Raw genomic sequence first — 18,861 nt, forward strand, 5'->3', positions numbered from 1 at the left:
TCATTCCTCGTTTTTTTGATTTACTGCTTCTTTTGATAACCAAAAACGCTGTATTCCTTCTTCTAATTCCCCAACACTTCGTACTTCTCTTGCTGTTTGCCAATGTTGTGGGAATAAACGTCGATAAGAAAAACTAGAAAATCGTTGATCTGCCAATACAACGATTCCTTGATCCGCCATGCCACGAATCACTCGACCACCAGCTTGCAAGACTTTGTTCATTCCAGGAAGCTGATAAGCGTAAGCAAATCCAAGGTGTTCCTTCTCATCATAATATGATTTGATCAGTTCCTGCTCATGATTCATCTGCGGCAAACCTACACCTACGATCATACTGCCGATCAATCGGTCTCCTCTCAAATCGATTCCTTCTGAAAAAATCCCGCCAAGTACGCAAAATCCAATCAATGTTTCAGCGGGATTTGTTTGAAATTTTGCTAAAAATCGTTCGCGTTCTTCCTCATTCATGTAAGTTTCTTGGATTAGCACATTGCTGTCGGGATATTGCTGTCTGAATGCTTCCGCCGCAAGATCTAAATATTGATAAGAAGGAAAGAAAACGAAATAATTCCCAACCTTTCCATCAGCAAAAGCATGAATCGTCTCTACTAATTTTGCCAGACTGTGTTCTCTTTTTCGATAAGTCGTCTCTAAGTAATTTGCAATGAAAACTTGCTGGTTTCCTTCTGGAAAAGGACTCGGCAGTTTGTAAGCCAGACTTTTTTGTCCCCCAAGTGTTTCCTGATAATAAGAGAGTGGTGAAAAACTAGCAGAAAAAAGAATACTGCTTTTTCCTTTATCCAACGACTGCTCAAGAAACAAGCTTGGATCAATACAAAACTCTTTTACTATCAGATCGCGATACGTTTTTTCGACTGTTGTTTCGTAGTGATCATCATAAAATTCACTGACCTTCAAAAAATGAAGCAAATCAAAATAATAAGGAAGCAATTGTTCTTGTGATGGGTGCTCAGGAAATTCTGCCAGCCATTCTTTAATTTTTTCGCTTAATTGATGACCTGCCTTTACTAAAGATTCAGCCGGTGCTTTTTGATGATGATAATCCCAATGATCTTCTTTTGCTATTTCTCGGATCGAACCAAATTCTTTCAATAGTTTGTTGAAACGGCGATGAAGTTTTTTGAATTCCTTTGGTATAGCTTCCTTACTTCGTTTCGTTTTTTCATAAGATAGTTCTGCCGAATACATCTCTCGGGAACGATTCACCAAATTATGTGCTTCGTCAATCAAAAACAGATAGTCCTCGTTTTTTTCATCTTCAAAAAAACGTCTTAAATAAACAGTCGGATCAAATAAATAATTGTAATCCCCAATGATTACGTCACACCAGATACTGACATCTAATGATAGTTCGAAAGGACAAAGTGTATGCTTTCTTGCATAAGTTTCGATGACTTCACGAGTGATCTGATTCTCATGATTCAAAAGATCCCATAAACCTTCATTAATCCGATTGTAATAACCATTGGCATATGGGCACTGATCTGGATTACAGGTCGTCTCATCTAAAAAGCAGATCTTGTCTTTCGCCGTCAAAGTGACACTTTTTACTTCAGCTCCTATATCTTTTAATGCTGTCATAGCATCTTCAGCTACTTGTCTAGTTATTGTTTTAGCTGTTAGATAAAAGATCTTTTCTCCCTCTTTTTCCCCTACAGCTTTCAAAGCGGGGAATAACGTAGAGATTGTTTTCCCTGTTCCGGTAGGTGCTTCTACAAACAATTTCTGTTTCGTACGGATCGTTTTATAAGCAGCTACCGCTAGTTCACGCTGACCTTTCCTATACTCATCATGGGGGAATTTCAAAGCCATCAAAGAGGCATTGCGTACAGTGCGCCAGTTTTCTTGAAAAACAAGCCATTCTTTATAATCTTCAGTCAGCTTTTTAAAAAAAGTTTCTAACTGCTCTCTTGTCTGATGTTCAACCTTTCTCGTGATCACTTCTTCTGCCGTCTGGAAGTAAGTCAATTGCAGATTTATTTCTTGTAAATCATGTTCTTGGCTATAGATATAGGCATATACCCTTGCTTGATGAAAGAAAAGTTCCACTTGTTCTGGTTCTAAATCTTCAAACCGTGGTTCGGATGTTTTGATTTCATCTATATAATAAATACCGTCTCTTTTGAAAATACCGTCTGCACGGCCTTCAACGATCAGGTGATATTCATCTAATTGAACTGTTGTTTTTAAAAAGACTTCTTTTTCATAGTCTTCTCCCGCGTCTTTTTGGAGCTTGCGGTGGATTCTCGCTCCTTCTAATGCAGTATGGCTACTTTTTTTACGATTATCGATACTTCCACGTCGCAAAATAAATTCTACTAAGTGCCGCACAGATATTTTTGACTGTTTGATCATTTCCACCACCTCTTTCTTTCTAAGATTACCTGAAAAAACCTAGTTTAGCAAAAAGAGCTCTCTTTCCAAACATAAAAAAACACCCTGCTGATTAGGCAGGGATATAGGATATAGAATTTGGATTTTTGGATGAATCTAATGTAACAAGGACATATTAAAATGCTATGAAAACTTACTTTCCTTCTCTTTAGAATATCCAAATACTTTTCATATATTCTGATAATTCAGATAAGTAAAGAGAAATAAGTACCTGTTTTTGTTTCCTAGCAATGAATGCGTTATACTAATGGATGAAAGAAGTTTTGTCTATCAAGGAGGAATGCACATGCATATCGAAAGATTAAAAACAGGAATGATTGAAGAAAACTGTTATTTGGTCTACAACGAAGAAGCACTTTTGATCATTGACCCTGGAGAAGATGCGGAACGAATCAAACAAGAAATCAAAAAAACAAACCAACAGCCGGTAGCGATTTTGCTTACCCATACCCACTACGATCATATCGGTGCAGTGGAACCTTTACGCGCGTATTATCAAATCCCAGTTTATGTCAGCCCACTAGAGCAAAAATGGCTAGGTGATCCGATTTTGAATCTTTCTGGACTCGGTAGACATGATGATATTGCTGATGTTATTGTCTCGCCTGCAGAATATGAATTTGAAATGAAAACTTATACTTTAGGAAACATGTCTTTTCGCGTCGTCCCTACCCCAGGGCACTCTATAGGAAGCGTCAGCTTTATTTTTGATGATTTTGTCGTTTCTGGCGACGCCCTGTTTAGAGGAAGTATCGGTAGAACCGATCTGTATACAGGGAATTTAGAACAATTACTTCATAGTATTCGGACCCAGCTGTTTGTTTTACCTGATGAATTTGCAGTCTATCCAGGACATGGCGATGCAACGACGATTGAACAGGAAAAAAGGACAAATCCTTTTTTCAATCGTTAAAACGACTTAGGAGGAGAATAAAATGACAGAAACTACACTTTATATCGTACGACATGGAAAAACGATGTTCAATACAATTGAACGAGTGCAAGGCTGGTGTGATACACCCCTCACAAAGCAAGGACAAGAAGGCATTCATTATTTAGGTCGCGGGTTAAAAGATGTCGACTTTTCATTTGCTTATTCTAGTGACAGTGGTCGTGCAATCGAAACTGCCCGTATTATTCTAAGAGAACATTCTAAGGGAAAAGAAATTCCTTATTTTATTGAAAAAAGGATTAGAGAATGGTGTTTCGGGTCTCTTGAAGGTGGATATGACATGGAAATGTGGGGTGTGATCCCTCGTGTATTGAATTTTAAAACATATGATGAAATGTTTACCACAGAAGTTTCTTTTGAACAAATTGCTAATGCTGTATACAACTTAGATACCGCTGGGTGGGCGGAAACTTATGAAACATTGCGAGACCGTGTATGGACAGGATTTGAAGATATCGCCCATCACTGCGAAAAAAATGGTGGCGGAAATGTTTTAGTCGTATCTCATGGTTTGACGATCGCCTTTTTGCTTAATCTGATCGATCCTAAACAGCCTGTTCGTGCTGGGCTTTTAAATGGCAGCGTAACAAAGGTCACTTATGCAAACGGTCGATTTTCTATCCACGGAATCAATGATACGTCTTATATCGATAACGGGAAAACACATAGTCGCGACTCGTTTCTATAATGAGGATATTTTAATTTTTACCAGAGAATCATAAAAGGCAAAGTCTGAACGAGGGCTTTGTCTTCTTTTTTCTCTTCGTGTACTTATCTACTTTATTTCTCAAGTTTTTCTTAATATTAAAAAACAGATTGGGTTTCTCAAAAAATAACGGTATACTATAAGATGTATCTTAATTGGGAAGGAAGGAATTTATGTTTTTTGCAAATATTATCAAAGCAGTGATTCTCGGTATTATTGAAGGAATAACGGAATGGCTGCCCATCAGTAGTACTGGTCATTTGATCCTAGCAGATGAATTCATCAAACTGGATGCCAGTTCACAATTTATGTCGATGTTCAATGTCGTTATCCAATTAGGGGCGATCTTGGCTGTCGTCGTTCTTTATTTTCACAAGTTAAACCCATTTTCTCCAAGTAAATCAACGGTAGAAAAAAAAGATACGTGGACACTTTGGTTTAAAGTGATCGTTGCTTGCATACCAGCCATCATCATTGGTTTGCCTTTGGATGATTGGTTAGAAGCAAATTTCCACAAGTTCTTACCAGTTGCCATTGTTTTGATCGTTTACGGTATTGCCTTTATTATTGTCGAAAAACGCAACAAAAACAAAACACCTCGTTGGACTTCTCTGAATGATTTTACGTACCAAGCAGCTCTTCTTGTTGGGTTATTCCAAGTCTTGGCACTTGTTCCCGGAACATCCCGTTCTGGCGCAACGATCCTAGGAGCTATCTTGATTGGTGCTTCGCGTTTTGTCGCTACAGAGTTTTCATTTTTCTTAGGGATTCCTGTCATGTTTGGCGCAAGCGGCTTGAAGATCGTCAAATATTTAGCTGAAGGGAATTCATTCAAAATGGAAGAAACTGTTGTTCTTCTTGTAGGAACATTCGTATCTTTTGTGGTTTCTGTCTTAGCTATCAAATTCTTACTAAGCTATTTGAAGAAAAACGACTTTACCGCTTTTGGCTGGTATCGTATTATCCTTGGTATCATTTTGATTGGTTATTGGTTTATTGCAATGTAGAAAAAACCAGAACACTTCTCTTATTTGAGAAATGTTCTGGTTTTTTATTTTCTTTAATAACAATCATTATAAATAATAAAAACAACATCAAGCTTAATCACCAAATGATAACCATTATCGTTCTCATTTAGCCGTTATTATTATCAATTACATTTTTATTATGCTATCCTTGTTTTGACAAGGAGGTCTGATAACGATGACTAATCAGAAAAAAGCTTTTGCAGCAACAATCGGCTGCCTTTTATTTATGATCTTCGGTTTTATCTTCGACCGATTCTCTCTTACCATCACCCCACTTTTTTATATCAGTGCCATTATCATCGGTGGATACAAACAAACATCGGAAGGCTTGAAAGAATTGTGGAATGATCGGACACTGAATGTGGACTTATTGATGGCTTTAGCTGCTATTGGTGCCTGTTTGATCGGTAATTATTTTGAAGGAGCAATGTTGACATTCATCTTTTGTTTAAGCGGTGCATTAGAGGAATACACAACTAATAAAAGTCAAAAAGAAATTACTGCTTTGATGAATCTTCAACCACAAAAAGCCCAATTATTAAAAGAAAATGGACAAATGCAAGAAGTAGATGTTTCTCAACTAAAGGTAGATAACTTGGTATTTGTCGCTAAAGGAGCAGCTGTTCCGATAGATGGCTTTTTAGAAAGCACACAGGCAACGATCGATGAGTCTGCATTAAGCGGTGAATCTGTGCCTGTAGAAAAATATTTAGGCGATGAGATGTATGCAGGAACGCTGAATCAAGGAAATCCCATCACGATTCGAGTAACAAAAACGAGTTCCGAAACTGTCTTTGCTAAGATTATCCAATTAGTAGAAGAAGCGCAGAATACTCCAACTCAAACAGCTTCATTTATCGAAAGAATCGAAAATAATTATGTAAAATTGATTTTGCTTGCTGTTCCTCTAATGATCCTTCTCCCCCACTTTTTCCTAGGTTGGAGTTGGGATGAAAGCTTTTATCGAGGAATGGTATTATTAGTTGTGGCTTCTCCTTGTGCGCTTGTCGCATCTGCTACACCAGCTTCTCTAGCTGCTCTTTCAAATTCTGCAAAAAATGGGATTTTAATCAAAGGCGGTATCCATTTAGAAAAGCTTTCTGAATTAAAAGCGATTGCCTTTGATAAAACAGGAACGCTCACTAAAGGAAAACCAGTTGTAACTGACAGCTTTTTCTTTGATGAAAAGGATTTGGCACAACAACTTCTTGTTGCTATGGAACAAAAAACGACGCATCCACTTGCTCATGCGATTTTGCAATATTTTGATTGCACAATACCTGAAGAAATCCAATACTTACCAATAGAAGAAATTACTGGTTTTGGATTACAAACTACCCATTTAGGTGCGCAATGGAAAGTTGGCAAGCACGCATATGATCCTGAGACGATGATAATCAGCAAAGAGATTGCGGAAATGATCGAACGTTTAGAAAATCAAGGTAAAACCGTGATTTATCTTTCTAAAGATCAGCAGTTAATTGCTGTTTTAGGTCTGCTAGATATTCCAAAAGCAAATACCCAACAAGTAATTTCCTACTTTAAATCCCAAAACATCCATACAAGTATGATAACCGGCGACCATTCTGGCACAGCAAAGGCCATTGCTGAACAAGTAGGGATTGAACATTACTATGCAAGCTGTACTCCGGAAGAAAAAACACAACTAGTCAAAAAAGAGAATGAACTTTACCAAGTAAATGCGATGGTTGGTGATGGAGTCAATGATGCGCCTGCTTTAGCAGCCGCTTCTTTAGGTGTCGCTATGGGGCAAGGGACAGATGCCGCTATGGATATCGCAGACATCGTCTTAATGAAAAGCGACTTAAATAAATTTGTCTACAGTCATCGGCTATCTTTAAAAATGCGGCGGATCATCAAACAAAATATTATTTTTTCGATTCTTGTTATTCTCTTGTTGATTGTTTCTAACTTCCTGCAATTTTTAAATCTACCTCTTGGAGTTGTAGGACACGAAGGAAGCACAATATTGGTTATTCTGAATGGCTTGCGTTTACTAAGACCTTTACCTGATCTTTCTGATTCTTCAAAAAAATGTAAGTCTTGTCCACTATACAAAGCGCGGCTGTCTTCTGTCAAATAAGCAAAGTGTTTTTTTATGATTTTGTTTATTTTATGAAAAAAACAGCTTATGAATAGGTCTTGAAGGATGAATTCCTACTTTTGCAACTTTCTAAAAACATGTTATGATTGTTTCGAAGAAAGTGAGGAATATATTTCATGGAAAGTTGGCTTTTTTTAGGAATTATTTTACTTGTAGCAATTTTAGCTAAGAATCAAAGTCTGTTGATAGCGGCAGCTTTTGTTTTGATTATGAAGTTCATACCAGCCTCCCGTTCCTTTTTCCCTTGGCTGCAAGGCAAAGGAATCAATATTGGGGTGACGATCATCACAGCGGCTATTCTAATCCCTATCGCAACAGGAGAAATCGGTCTACGTGATCTATTAGAAGCCTTTAAATCCCCTATTGGCTGGGTAGCTGTTTTTTGCGGTGGGCTAGTGGCTGTCTTATCTTCCAAGGGTGTAGGATTGATTGCTTCTGATCCACAAATCACTGTTGCACTTGTTTTCGGCACGATTTTAGGTGTTGTCTTCTTAAGAGGAATCGCCGCCGGACCGGTCATTGCTTCTGGTATCACTTACTGTATCTTACAAGTATTTGCTTTAGGAAAATAGAACAAATTTTGTCTATTTTAGGAGATTCTTAACACCCCCAATTTACTGATCCGTGATATACTGACAACGAGGTGATACAATGTTCGAAAAATTAAAGTATTTCATAGGAACAATCGGCTGGTTTCTTCTAGCGGTACTTTTGATTCTGGGCTTAGCTTATCTATTATTTCCTGATTTGATACAAAATGTGTTTGATACTGCTTTTTGATTGACCTATTAAAACGATATAGGGGATGCTCCTGCGATGCAGGGGCTTTTTTTAATCAATGTTTTGTAATAATTTAGGCCATGCCAATGAGACTTCCTATAGAATTCGATGCTCTTTTTTCTTTTTGGCTCTTCTGCTCTTTTTTGTTATACTAGATTACAGTGGACAAAAGAAAGAATGATCGCATCCACTTCAACGAATATCAAAATGGAAGAATTAGTGCCTGTTTTCAGGTTACTTTGAAAAGAAAGGAAGACGCTTGTGGAAACTTTTGAAGGTCTTTTAATTGATACGTACGTTTTACAAGAACAGCCAATGATGCTGACTGGGATCAACTTGCAGCTTGAGGACCGTGTGATCAATGGCCTGCTTAAAGATCGCTATTTGGCAAAATATATCTTACGTTTGCCCCTAAATAAATATGTGCTGGAAGTAAGTGGCAAATGGAACCGTCGGAACCAGTTGGTCATAAAAAAAATGTTGATAAAAAATATCGATGAATACATTAAAATAATCGGTACACCAGAATAGCCTTTACTGATCAAAGGATACTGGTTATAAAATAACTGCAGTTTCTTAATAGAAAAACAAAGAACAACAGGGAATCGTATCCCTTTTCAAAAAAAACTTTGCAAACGGTTCTCTTTGTTATATAATAACTTAGTACCAAACATTCCCATTCAAAATTTGTTTAAATAGATAAATAAAAATCTAGTTTGGTTTGACGCTATTGCCTCCCACAATAGCGTCTTTTTGATTTTTTTCAGCTTGTACTATCCGTTTTTACTGAAAAAAAATCCTAATAAAAGACTGTTAAGGAAAAAAACTTGTCATGTTCATATTGCAAAGCACGCTGCCTTTAGGTATAATAATGAATGTTGAATTATGCGGTAACACGCGTAAGAACTTAAGTTATCGGAGGTGAAACTAATGCCAAACATTGAATCTGCAATCAAACGTGTTCGTACAAGCGAAAACGCTAATGTGAAAAATTCATCTCAAACAAGCGCTATGCGTACTGCAATCAAAAAATTTGAAGATGCTGTAGCTTCAGGTGCTGACAACGTAGATGCGTTATATAAAGAAGCTGTTAAAGCTATTGATATGGCTGAATCAAAAGGTCTAATCCACAAAAACAAAGCTAACCGCGACAAATCTCGTTTAAGCAAAAAGATCGCTAAATAAAAGAATCGGCTTCGGCCGATTTTTTTATTTGTCAAAAAAAGGACAAAAACAAACGACCTTCCCGCATGCTTTGCCCTCGTCTTTCTTCTTATCGATTTCTTAACAACTGCCCTGTGCGCAAAACGAATAGTTGAAAACTTAATTCTTTTTCGATTTGTCCCGTTTTGATTTGATAATCCATCTCAACTAATTGATCAAACAACTGTACCAGCAAATGTTCATCGAATTTTTTTACTTCCTGCATGGCAAGTTTTACACGATATGGATGGATTTTCAATGTTTCAGCAATATTTGCCTGCTGATAACCAATCTTTACAAGAAATTTTGTCTGTAAAAATAAACGTAATTGAGAAAGCAAAATCGCATTAATTTTGATTGTTTCTTCCCCTTGCATAACTAAATCTTCGTATAAACGCAAAGCTTGTTCCGTCTTCCCTTTTAAAATATATTGGGTCATGTCAAAAATATTATGTTCTAACGTTTTAGGAACTAATTCTTCTACTTCTCTTACCGTGATTTGCTGTTGATTTTGTCCATAAAGGACCAATTTCTGTAACTCTCTCATCATTTTGGATAAATCTAAGTCGGTCAACCTCAAGAATAAATCAATTGCACTTCGTTCCATTTTGATTGAGGAATTCTCTAAGGTATTCATCAGATATTGACGTACTTCTTTTTCATTCAACTGTTGGACATTGATGATGATTGCTGCTTTTTTCAATTGTTTCGTTACTTTTTTCCGTTCATCCAACTTTTCATATGGCGCAAAGAATACTAATACAGTCGATTCTAATGGTTCTTTCAAATAATCCGTCAATAAATCAGTATTTTGTTCGATTCCATTGTTTACTTTTTCACCTGTTAAAAAATAAGGATTCTCTACGAATACTAACCGTTGATCTCCGAAAAACGGCAACGTCTCTGCTTCAGCTACTACCTCATCTAAACTTGCATTTTCCATGTCAAAACTTAAAAAATTTAAGTCATCTTCGCCCTCTAATTGGATTTTTTTGACAATTTCTGTCCGAACTTGATCTTGGAGAAACTTTTCTGTTCCTAAAATCAAGTAACAAGATGCAAGTTTTTCTTTACGTATTTTTTGTAACTCTGCTTGTATACTCAAATTACTCACCACTTTCAAAAATTATCCTACCATGAGCAGATGAGAATTACTAGTCTATCATTGTTTCCACTAGCCCATGAGGATGAAAAACTGGATGCCAGCGATAGGTGATCATTCCTTGTTGATCCGTTCGCCATGTTTTTATCTGATTTTCTTCTAGTGTCTCCAATACTTCGCTGTGCGGGTGACCATAACGATTATTTACGCCGCAGGATATAATCCCATGTTTTGCTTCAATATGGGAAAGAAAATCTGTGTTACTTGACGTACGGCTACCGTGATGACCTAATTTGACTACATCGGCTTTCAGATTAGGATAAATCAAAAGCAATTGTTTTTCCATTACTTGATTCAAATCTCCTAAAAATAAAAAGCGCCTATTGTTATATTCCATCCATAGACCAATCGAATCTTCATTTCTTCCCTCTCCCTTTTCAAAAGGAGTCAATACATAAAGATCATAATAACCGCTGATCCTGTCCCCATGTTTGATTTCAATGATCTCAGTACCATTTTTTTGAGCTTCAGATAAATGCCTTTGTAATGGCTCATTTCGTCCAGCGCCCCAACCGATATAAATTTTTTTGATAGTAAAATGCTGAGATAACGTGGGTAATTCTCCCACATGATCCGTATCGTCATGTGTCAAGATGAGTTTATCGATTACACTTATCCCCTGACCTTTTAGATATGGAACGATATTTCTTTCAGCAGGAGGACGTATCATACCTTGCGCCCACTTTTCTCTTTCAAAGTGTAACTGACCTCCAGTATCGATCAAAATCGTTTCTTTTCGAAAAGGACTTTGCAAAAAGATACTGTCTCCTTGACCGACATCGATAAAAGCGATCGTTGAAGAAAAGCGTAAAAATGGCAAAGTCAAAAAAATAAAAGAAAAAAGACCAACATAAAACAAGTGTTTCACAGGTTGTTCTTTCAACCTATCCGTACAAATCAGTAATCCGAAAATATACATCCCAGATAGTACAAGGGGCAAACGTCCTATAATGAGAGACGCCCCTGAAGAAAAATCGATTATTCGCTCAAATAAGATTAATCCCTCTTCTATCAGCAAAAGTAAAGTTTCCGGCAGCCAGCGATTGAAGAGTGTGAGAAATAACACACCAGGAAGAAAAAGAAACTTGAATACCGGTGCAATCAGTAATGTAAAAAGACTACCTAAAATAGGCCACTCATAAAAATGCCATACAATCAACGGCATCGTGATCATAGTAAACAGGACGTGAGAGGCCGTTTTTTTCAACCAATCTCCATCAAAAGAAATCAGGATAAACAAAAAACTCATGAAAAAACTAAGCTGTCCACCCGCATGAAAAAGAAATCGAGGATCAAATAGTAAAAGAAGCCAAAAGACAACTGCAAATAAGTCCATGGTGGAATAATGCTTATTCAGCAATTTGACTAGCAATCGCAATAAAAACAGCAAACTAGCACGCAAAACAGAAATAGAACTTCCTGCAATAGAAACATAACAGATAGTTAGTAGACTCAACGGAATAATACTGACGTGTAGTGGCCATCCGATACGTCGAAATAAATAATACAGCCACCCTAAATAAAATTGGATGTGTAGACCCGATAGACTGAACAGATGCAGCAAACCACTCTCCCTAAAAATTTCTTCTGATTCTCTGAATCCTGCATCTTTATAGCCCCATAATAAAGAATTAATATATACACTTGTTTTTTGCGGAAATTCAGATTGGATAAAGGAGATAAAAGATCCTCTTTTTCTCTGAAGCCAGTTTCCCCAGTGATTTTGCATGGTGATCTGTTCAATCTTTTGAATTTGGAACCGTCCAGAGATTCTATGGTTCCTGAAGTAAGCTTCTTGGTCAAAATTATAAAGATCCCGCTTTTTTGCTGGAGAAATGAACTCGCCTTCAGCAGTCAATTCTATTCCCTTTCCTCGGAAGTTAAGCCATGTTTTCAATTCTGCTTCTGTGTTTACTTGATAAGAAAGCTGGAGCTTTTGTTTATTCTCTGATAACCTTCCTTCCATTGTCAAAAAATTACCATTTGCACGAATCGTATCTGTAAATACAGTAATTTGCGCAGATGTTGTTTTTTCCTCTAAAAATGAATACTCTTGTAGCCAATAAGAAATGGATACCGTTATGCTACACAAAATACACAAGTACGCGATAAAACGCCCTTCTTTTAGCGAAAACCATAAAAAAATTCCGGCAAGAAGCAAACGATAACCCCAATTGTCAGTGTAATACAACAAACAGATAATCATCGACGTAATTGCCGGAAAAATCAACCGATTTCGAACATGCCTTTCTAAAACGCTAGACATGTTTTCCTGTTAATTCATTTTGAAGTTTTGAAAAATGCTGTGAGTCTAAAGCAACTTGGTGTACAGATACACCTAATTGTTCGATCAACGCTTGGGCATAAGGATCATTTCGATAGTCATGGAGATAATTGATCCCTTTCACACCAGCTTGCAACAAAGCCTTTGTACAGGCCAAACATGGAAAATGTGTGACATAGATTTCTGAACCTTCCGTCGGGATACCAAGTTTTGCACACTGTAGGAGTGCATTCATCTCTGCATGGATCGTTCGCAAGCAGTGTCCATCCACGACGTAACACCCTTCATCTATGCAGTGGACATCTCCACTGACTGCTCCATTATAGCCGCCAGCAATGATCCTTTTTTCTCGAACGAGTGTCGCTCCTACTTCTAAACGTGTACACGTACTACGTAAAGATAACAGTACTGCCTGAGCCATAAAGTACTGGTCCCAAGGAATGCGTTCATTATGTGACTTATCAGTAACTTTTTCTTTATTCGTATCGCATGCTTTTGAAGATTTTTCTAACATGTTTTATATTCCTCCGTTTTTTCAAGTTGATTAAAAAGTACTCATTGCTTAAACAAAATATTCTTCAAATATAACGAATCATCCTGTCTGACAAAAGATCCTACCCTTCACTGCCGAAATGAAGTCCGTCATCCATTAGCCCATTATAAAAATTCTTCGAATCCATTTGTTCAAGAAATTCCGTATAAAAATCGATACTTCACAATCATGGCGTTTTGCTACTTCTGCGAGAACAGAGATATATTCTTTGATCAACTTGTTATTCCGATATTTTTGTTTTGTCTCATCGACTGCTGGTGGCGTGATAAAGAAAGCATGATCAGAACTATAGTCTTTTTTCAGCTCAACTATCATCCACTGCAGATTTTTTGGTACGTTTCTTTAGAAAGTTGTTTATGCTCTGCTAGATCATTCGTCCCAATGAGAATAAATACTTTATCTGCTGTATAGCTAAGTACATCTTTGGCAAAGCGTTCTCGTAGAGCTTGACTGTTATTGCCGCTGACAGCCGTATTCATAATATGAATCCCAGATATTTTATTTTGGAGATAGACATTCAGCATTGGTTTTTTTAATGTTTCTTTGCGAACAATCAAGCTATTTCCTATCCAAAAATACTACCTCCTCGTCCTGCCAAGCTCTTAGAATTGGATTATTCTTAGTATCCATTAGCGTCCATTTATTGCTCGTGCCAGTCGATTTTGAATCATTCTATTTAATTGTAACGAAGTTTTTTAGTTTTTCAACTGTCTTTTCACCGATACCAGAAATCTCCTGCAGGTCTTCCACTTTCTGGAAGGATCCGTTTTCTTCTCTAAATCGAATGATTTCTTGCGCTTTGACTGATCCGATCCCAGGAATCTGCTGAAGTTCTGATGGAGTGGCTGTATTGATATTTATTTTGGGAGGCTCGGAATCTGCTGTAGGCTGTTTTCCTTCCGAGGATGCCAACTGATCAAGATGTTCTGGCAGCTCTTCACCTACAGCAGGGATATATAGGACTTGCTGATCTTCTATCTTCGCAGAAAAGTTGATTCGATCGCTATCCGCTTCTTCTAATAATCCACCTGCACGCTTTAGTACATCATGGACCCGTTCTTCTGAAGAAAAGGAATAGATACCAGGCTCCTTCACACTTCCTTTGATATCGGTGTACATGACCTTTGGACGAGCATCCTCTTCTACATCGTTTCCTTCAGCTGATGGATCTTCTCCACTGGAACTAAACGGAGAAAGTATTTCTTTTGCAGCAGTCTCTTCTGGTTCTCTATAAAATAGCAGATTTGATAATAAAAAACCACTTGCGATACAAAAGATAAGAACTAACATAGACATCCAAATGATCAATTTCGGTGAAGCTAGTATTTTCTTGCTGATTTTTTCTATCATTGTTCTTTTTCCAAAGAATGACCAGTAAAAATCATTCATTACTCCTTTCATTTGAAATTGAAGAAACGGTGAGCTCTGGCAAAATCGTCCCTTCAACATCTAATTACGTCAATTTTTTCTTTTGTTTTTATTTTTATCGTGAAGATTTTTGACGAAAAAGAGGGGGTGTGACAGAACTCGTGTCACAACCCCTCTTTAATTATTTAGTTTCATTTCATTTTCTCTAGATAGTCAAGCGCTTCTTGTACTGTTTTTACTGGTACGATTTTCATTGAGGAATTCAATTTTTTAGCGGCAGCTTTTGCTTCTTCGTAGTTGGTTTTTATTTCAGGATATTCTTTCTTAACATCGTCTGAAATCGTATCATCTGGTGCAAAGAAAATCTCTACGCCAGCTTTATCCGCACTTGCCACTTTTTTATCGATTCCTCCGATTCGGCCAACTTCTCCTTCACTATTGATCGTTCCAGTTCCTGCAATTTGCTTACCATGACGCAAGTTTTTACCAGTGACTTGTTCATAGATTTCTAAAGTGAACATCAATCCCGCTGATGGCCCACCGATAGAGCCAGAATTAATACGAACATCTGTATCTGATTCGATCTCGGTATGGTCAGTAAGCGTGATACCTATTCCTGCCTTTTTATCTGTTGGTAACTCGATCAGATCACCAGAAGCTGTTTTTTCTTCACCATTATGCAAATAACTGATTTCGATTGTTTGTCCAACTTTTTGGCTTTTTACATAATCCATAAATGCTTCTGTACTTTGAAAGCTTTTCCCGTCTACTTTTGTTACTGTATCTCCAACTGAAAGCTTGCCAAAGAAATTCGATGTTTTCTCTACACTCATGACATATACGCCTTTGAATTCCATTTTATAAGGCTTGTCTGCAAGTTTTAACGCTTGTTCGATTGCTGCATTTTGGGAAGAATCCATATAATACTGCTGCATTTTATTATATTCTTCATTTGTCGCCCCACCAGTCAATTCTTCTTCACTGATCAATTCTTCAAAAGGGGTCATTTTAGCTTTTAAAGCTAAGAAACCTGTAGCTTGCCTGATACCAACAGAGGTAAGAGAGAAAGACCCAGAACCTTTGTCTTCCTTATCATTGACCGTAATTAGTTCTTTCAGATCGATCGTGGCTCCCGGTGATTCTACATAATACGGCAAGGGAACTACTACAAATCCAATGATCAACATTCCAAATATGATAATTAGTACTGTTTTCAACCATTGTTTAGCTTTCATTTGATTCACGCTTTCCAGCTAAAGCTTCGTTGATCACTGGCGGTAAGTAGCTGCTCACATCTCCGCCAAAGTGCAGTACTTCTTTTAAAATACTGGAACTCACGTGACTATATTCTGGTTTTGCCAATAAGAAGACAGTTTCCAATTCATTATATAGATGATGATTCATCTGAGCAATCTCTCGTTCATATTCAAAGTCTTTGATACTTCGTATGCCTCTGATCAACGCATCTGCACCAATCTCTTTTGCTGTTTCTACCGTCAATTGATTTTCTTGATGCATGACTTTTACATTAGGAAGATGAGAAACAGCTTTTGTGATCAATGTCATTCTTTCTTCTGGGGGAAACAAACTTTTCTTTGAAGTATTGATAAAAACACCAATTACTACCTCATCGAATAATTTAGCCGCACGTTCCACCGTATCTAAGTGACCTTTTGTAAAAGGATCAAAACTTCCTGGGAATAATGCACGTTTCATTGATTTCCCTCTTTTCTATAGATAGTTACGGCCGTTATGCCATAAATCTGTTTTCTTATTTGATGGAATCCAGCCACAGTTTCTGGCAATTCGACTGTTTTATCCGTTTCGCATACGATAACCGCGTTTTTAGAAAAAAGTCCCAGTTCTTCCATTTTATGGATTTGATCGATTATTTTTTGTTTTGCATATGGCGGATCAAGAAACAAGTAGTCGAATTGTTGTTCCTCCTCTGCTAGCCGTTCGATTGCTTTGTCCGCATCAAGTTTTATTGTGGTAAATTTCTCTGGTTCTTTCGTAATTTCGATGTTTTCTTTGATGATTTTTAGCGCTTGGTAATTTTTGTCTACGCATACCGCATGACTGCAGCCTCTAGATACTGCTTCGATAGCTAAACCACCGCTTCCTGCAAACAGATCCAATACTGTCTCTCCATCAAAATATGGTCCAATCATATTGAATATGGATTCTTTTACTTTATCTGTAGTTGGTCTGGTGTTCGCCCCTGCTAAACTTTTTAAACGGCGCCCGCCATAATTTCCTGATATTATCCGCATCTACTCACTCCTTAGAAATGGTACTGGTACTAGTATACCAAAAAAAAGACAAAAAAATACTTGGACAATGATCAAAAATCGATCGTTATCCAAGTTATTTTTTATTTAAAAACTGCTCATAAGAGATTTTTAAAGATGTTCAGCTAATCGGATTTCTGTATTTAGCTCTTCGATTTCGAAACCTTCGTCTTTTAATACTGTTTTGTTTCCTATTTTTTCGGCAAAATTCATTTCGATATCCGGTCGGTAAGAACGTTCTACGTTTCGAACAAAATGTAATTTACGGATTCGTTCTTCTGTTTCTTCAAATGTCTCTTCATTTAAGTAAAGCACGACATATTTCATTCTTCTTGAGACATAATGCAACAAGCCGAACTTTTTCAGATTCTTTAATTGTTTTAAGCTGTAGACCCATACGATCAGCCCGCGTCGTTTTGTTATTTCAAATTCACTATTGTCTAATTGCATGACAATTACCTCCGCATCCAAAGTGTTTTTTCGTTTCAAAAAACGGGCTACCTGCATCTACTTTGATTTCATTAGAAACTTCTTCGGCAAGTACTTGGACAATTTGATCCAACAGACTTTGCAGCTGTGTTTCACTATATCGGAAAGCTGCAACATGCTCATCCATATCAAGCTGTCTTTTTGCTTTTCGAACAGCTCGTTTTTTTTCACGATAATCAGGTGCATACTCACCATATGCCGCTACATTTTCAAATGCTTCTTTCTTAGACAAGAACGCTTCTTTCAACTGGCAAACTTTTGCAGATTCTTCCATTGACTGTTTATGTTCAAGATAAGAAGCCATTGTTTTACTCTTTTTTATCATTTCAGCGACTCGGAGGCATTGATCCTCCAGTTGAAACAGCTCTTCGTTAACGATCACTGCTATCACTACTTTCTCCGTTTTCTTCTTGCAATAAGACTAACATATTTTCTTTAGAAAAAGCAATGCCTACAGAATCCGTTCCCGGGTCCATGAAACGGTCATGGTTGTAAGGATCGCTGTACCAATATAAAAACGAAAAAGTAGCGTCGATCGCCGGATGAATAAATAGCCCACTAGTATTTTCTAATTTTTGTTTACTGATTAACTTCTCCAATTCATCATTCGTCAGTGAGAATTTCACTGTCGTTTGAGCACTGCCTAGCGATTTTTGCCAATCAGCCATACGTTCCTCTGACAATATTTCCTCAGGCCTTGTCAAGAAATCATGTAGTAGCAGCTGACTGTGGTTTTGAAAGGCAAGCGTTTGATTGTATATGGGAAGTTCGTCTTCTCTTCTAAGCATATTTAATAAAGTCGTACTTTTTCGTTCTTTAACGCGATTGATTGATTCCCAATCAGCCGATTTATCTGCTTGATAATGTGGAAGGCCTTCACCAAACACTTGATATGGCAATAGTTTCAAAAGACTATCTTTATCTAAATACACAACTGAAAATAGGCCGTTTGTTGTTTGATCAAAAAATAAAATAGCAAAAGTGTCGTTATCAAAAGCAATTAGCGGACGGTAATTCATATCCTCTTCCATTAGTTCGATTCCAACTTCTGTATCATGGTACTCAAAAGTGAAATTAGTATAGATAGTAGTGATTTTCGTAAGATCTTGCATCGTCATCCCTAAATAAAACGGCGCGATATCAGCAGGCCCTGTTTGCAGTACTTTAACAGTTGTGACTCTGCTGTCTTGGATGTTCGCTTCAAATGTGAGATGACTAGCTTTATTTTCATAATATATTGTTTCAAAACCAAATCCGCTAGTTAATCGATCATAGGCTTGGCCAAAATCCTTTTCCAGCTGATCGATCGGTTTTCCGATATAAGTAGAAAAACCAGTTGCTTTAAGCTCCTGGTATTTCCACGTTGTCATTTGATTTGATATTTGTTGATCAGAGTTTTCCTTCACTTCAAGTTTTGGCGGAAACAAGACTGGTTCCATGTAGAATGCCACAATAACTAATAGCAGAATCAGCCAAAACAAACCCAGTCTTTTCATGTTTCCCCA

Annotated in this window: 21 protein-coding genes; 8 read left to right on the forward strand and 13 right to left on the reverse strand. The window is 37.3% G+C overall.

The genetic code is table 11. The annotated features are described in order from the left end of the window. On the reverse strand, positions 1 to 2,376 hold the full coding sequence (locus RBL01_RS07225) for an ATP-dependent DNA helicase (protein ID WP_002318445.1): 2,376 nt from the start codon (positions 2,374 to 2,376) through the stop codon (positions 1 to 3). A gap of 325 nt (positions 2,377 to 2,701) precedes the next feature. Between RBL01_RS07225 and RBL01_RS07230 the strand changes: the two genes are divergently transcribed. From RBL01_RS07230 to rpsT, 8 genes are all read left to right on the forward strand, one after another. Further along, entirely contained in the window at positions 2,702 to 3,328 is a 627-nt protein-coding gene (locus RBL01_RS07230; RefSeq protein WP_002289118.1) for an MBL fold metallo-hydrolase, read from the forward strand. A 22-nt stretch (positions 3,329 to 3,350) separates the two neighbouring features. Continuing rightward, positions 3,351 to 4,055, forward strand: coding sequence for a histidine phosphatase family protein (locus RBL01_RS07235; protein ID WP_002327073.1), 705 nt, complete (start codon positions 3,351 to 3,353; stop codon positions 4,053 to 4,055). 191 nt (positions 4,056 to 4,246) lie between these two features. Further along, entirely contained in the window at positions 4,247 to 5,080 is an 834-nt protein-coding gene (locus RBL01_RS07240) for an undecaprenyl-diphosphate phosphatase (protein WP_002298973.1), read from the forward strand. Between the two features lie 196 nt (positions 5,081 to 5,276). After that, entirely contained in the window at positions 5,277 to 7,205 is a 1,929-nt protein-coding gene (locus RBL01_RS07245) for a heavy metal translocating P-type ATPase (RefSeq protein WP_002327074.1), read from the forward strand. A gap of 137 nt (positions 7,206 to 7,342) precedes the next feature. Next, entirely contained in the window at positions 7,343 to 7,798 is a 456-nt protein-coding gene (locus tag RBL01_RS07250; protein WP_307780924.1) for a DUF441 domain-containing protein, read from the forward strand. Positions 7,799 to 7,877: 79 nt separating this feature from the next. Beyond that, complete coding sequence (locus RBL01_RS07255; protein ID WP_002295511.1) at positions 7,878 to 8,006, forward strand: hypothetical protein; 129 nt, start codon at positions 7,878 to 7,880, stop codon at positions 8,004 to 8,006. A 261-nt stretch (positions 8,007 to 8,267) separates the two neighbouring features. Further along, the gene (locus tag RBL01_RS07260; RefSeq protein WP_002289125.1) at positions 8,268 to 8,537 is read left to right on the forward strand and encodes a hypothetical protein; all 270 of its coding nucleotides are present in this window, start codon (positions 8,268 to 8,270) and stop codon (positions 8,535 to 8,537) included. Between the two features lie 399 nt (positions 8,538 to 8,936). Further along, positions 8,937 to 9,191, forward strand: a complete 255-nt coding sequence (rpsT, locus tag RBL01_RS07265; protein WP_002292188.1) for a 30S ribosomal protein S20 — start codon at positions 8,937 to 8,939, stop codon at positions 9,189 to 9,191. Between the two features lie 88 nt (positions 9,192 to 9,279). Here rpsT and holA read toward each other — a convergent pair whose 3' ends face one another. The 12 genes from holA to RBL01_RS07325 form a co-directional block, all read right to left on the reverse strand. After that, positions 9,280 to 10,326 (reverse strand): DNA polymerase III subunit delta, encoded by a 1,047-nt coding sequence (holA, locus tag RBL01_RS07270; RefSeq protein WP_002327076.1) that lies wholly within the window; start codon positions 10,324 to 10,326, stop codon positions 9,280 to 9,282. A 37-nt stretch (positions 10,327 to 10,363) separates the two neighbouring features. After that, complete coding sequence (locus RBL01_RS07275; RefSeq protein WP_002328571.1) at positions 10,364 to 12,637, reverse strand: DNA internalization-related competence protein ComEC/Rec2; 2,274 nt, start codon at positions 12,635 to 12,637, stop codon at positions 10,364 to 10,366. After that, complete coding sequence (locus tag RBL01_RS07280) at positions 12,630 to 13,169, reverse strand: ComE operon protein 2 (protein WP_002295503.1); 540 nt, start codon at positions 13,167 to 13,169, stop codon at positions 12,630 to 12,632. Before RBL01_RS07280 ends, RBL01_RS07275 begins: the two co-directional genes overlap by 8 nt. A gap of 135 nt (positions 13,170 to 13,304) precedes the next feature. Continuing rightward, positions 13,305 to 13,523 (reverse strand): hypothetical protein, encoded by a 219-nt coding sequence (locus tag RBL01_RS07285; RefSeq protein ID WP_002318439.1) that lies wholly within the window; start codon positions 13,521 to 13,523, stop codon positions 13,305 to 13,307. Next, entirely contained in the window at positions 13,520 to 13,765 is a 246-nt protein-coding gene (locus RBL01_RS07290) for an SGNH/GDSL hydrolase family protein (RefSeq protein WP_002297231.1), read from the reverse strand. Before RBL01_RS07290 ends, RBL01_RS07285 begins: the two co-directional genes overlap by 4 nt. Positions 13,766 to 13,880: 115 nt before the next feature. Next, on the reverse strand, positions 13,881 to 14,609 hold the full coding sequence (locus tag RBL01_RS07295; RefSeq protein WP_025477749.1) for a helix-hairpin-helix domain-containing protein: 729 nt from the start codon (positions 14,607 to 14,609) through the stop codon (positions 13,881 to 13,883). A gap of 158 nt (positions 14,610 to 14,767) precedes the next feature. Beyond that, positions 14,768 to 15,811 carry a SepM family pheromone-processing serine protease gene (locus RBL01_RS07300; protein WP_002327079.1) on the reverse strand — a complete coding sequence of 348 codons (1,044 nt, stop codon included), beginning with the start codon at positions 15,809 to 15,811 and terminating at the stop codon, positions 14,768 to 14,770. After that, positions 15,801 to 16,292, reverse strand: coding sequence for a pantetheine-phosphate adenylyltransferase (coaD, locus tag RBL01_RS07305; RefSeq protein ID WP_002318437.1), 492 nt, complete (start codon positions 16,290 to 16,292; stop codon positions 15,801 to 15,803). The genes RBL01_RS07300 and coaD overlap by 11 nt, the downstream gene beginning before the upstream one ends. Next, entirely contained in the window at positions 16,289 to 16,849 is a 561-nt protein-coding gene (gene rsmD / locus RBL01_RS07310) for a 16S rRNA (guanine(966)-N(2))-methyltransferase RsmD (protein ID WP_002318436.1), read from the reverse strand. Before rsmD ends, coaD begins: the two co-directional genes overlap by 4 nt. A 129-nt stretch (positions 16,850 to 16,978) precedes the next feature. After that, positions 16,979 to 17,317, reverse strand: coding sequence for a YlbG family protein (locus RBL01_RS07315; RefSeq protein WP_002295490.1), 339 nt, complete (start codon positions 17,315 to 17,317; stop codon positions 16,979 to 16,981). Continuing rightward, entirely contained in the window at positions 17,301 to 17,747 is a 447-nt protein-coding gene (locus RBL01_RS07320) for a YlbF family regulator (RefSeq protein ID WP_002298984.1), read from the reverse strand. Before RBL01_RS07320 ends, RBL01_RS07315 begins: the two co-directional genes overlap by 17 nt. After that, positions 17,728 to 18,852 carry a CAP-associated domain-containing protein gene (locus RBL01_RS07325; RefSeq protein ID WP_002318434.1) on the reverse strand — a complete coding sequence of 375 codons (1,125 nt, stop codon included), beginning with the start codon at positions 18,850 to 18,852 and terminating at the stop codon, positions 17,728 to 17,730. The genes RBL01_RS07320 and RBL01_RS07325 overlap by 20 nt, the downstream gene beginning before the upstream one ends. Between the last annotated feature and the right edge of the window lie 9 nt (positions 18,853 to 18,861).

It is taken from the genome of Enterococcus sp. SB12 (assembly GCF_030910025.2).
Lineage (GTDB): Bacteria > Bacillota > Bacilli > Lactobacillales > Enterococcaceae > Enterococcus_B > Enterococcus_B faecium.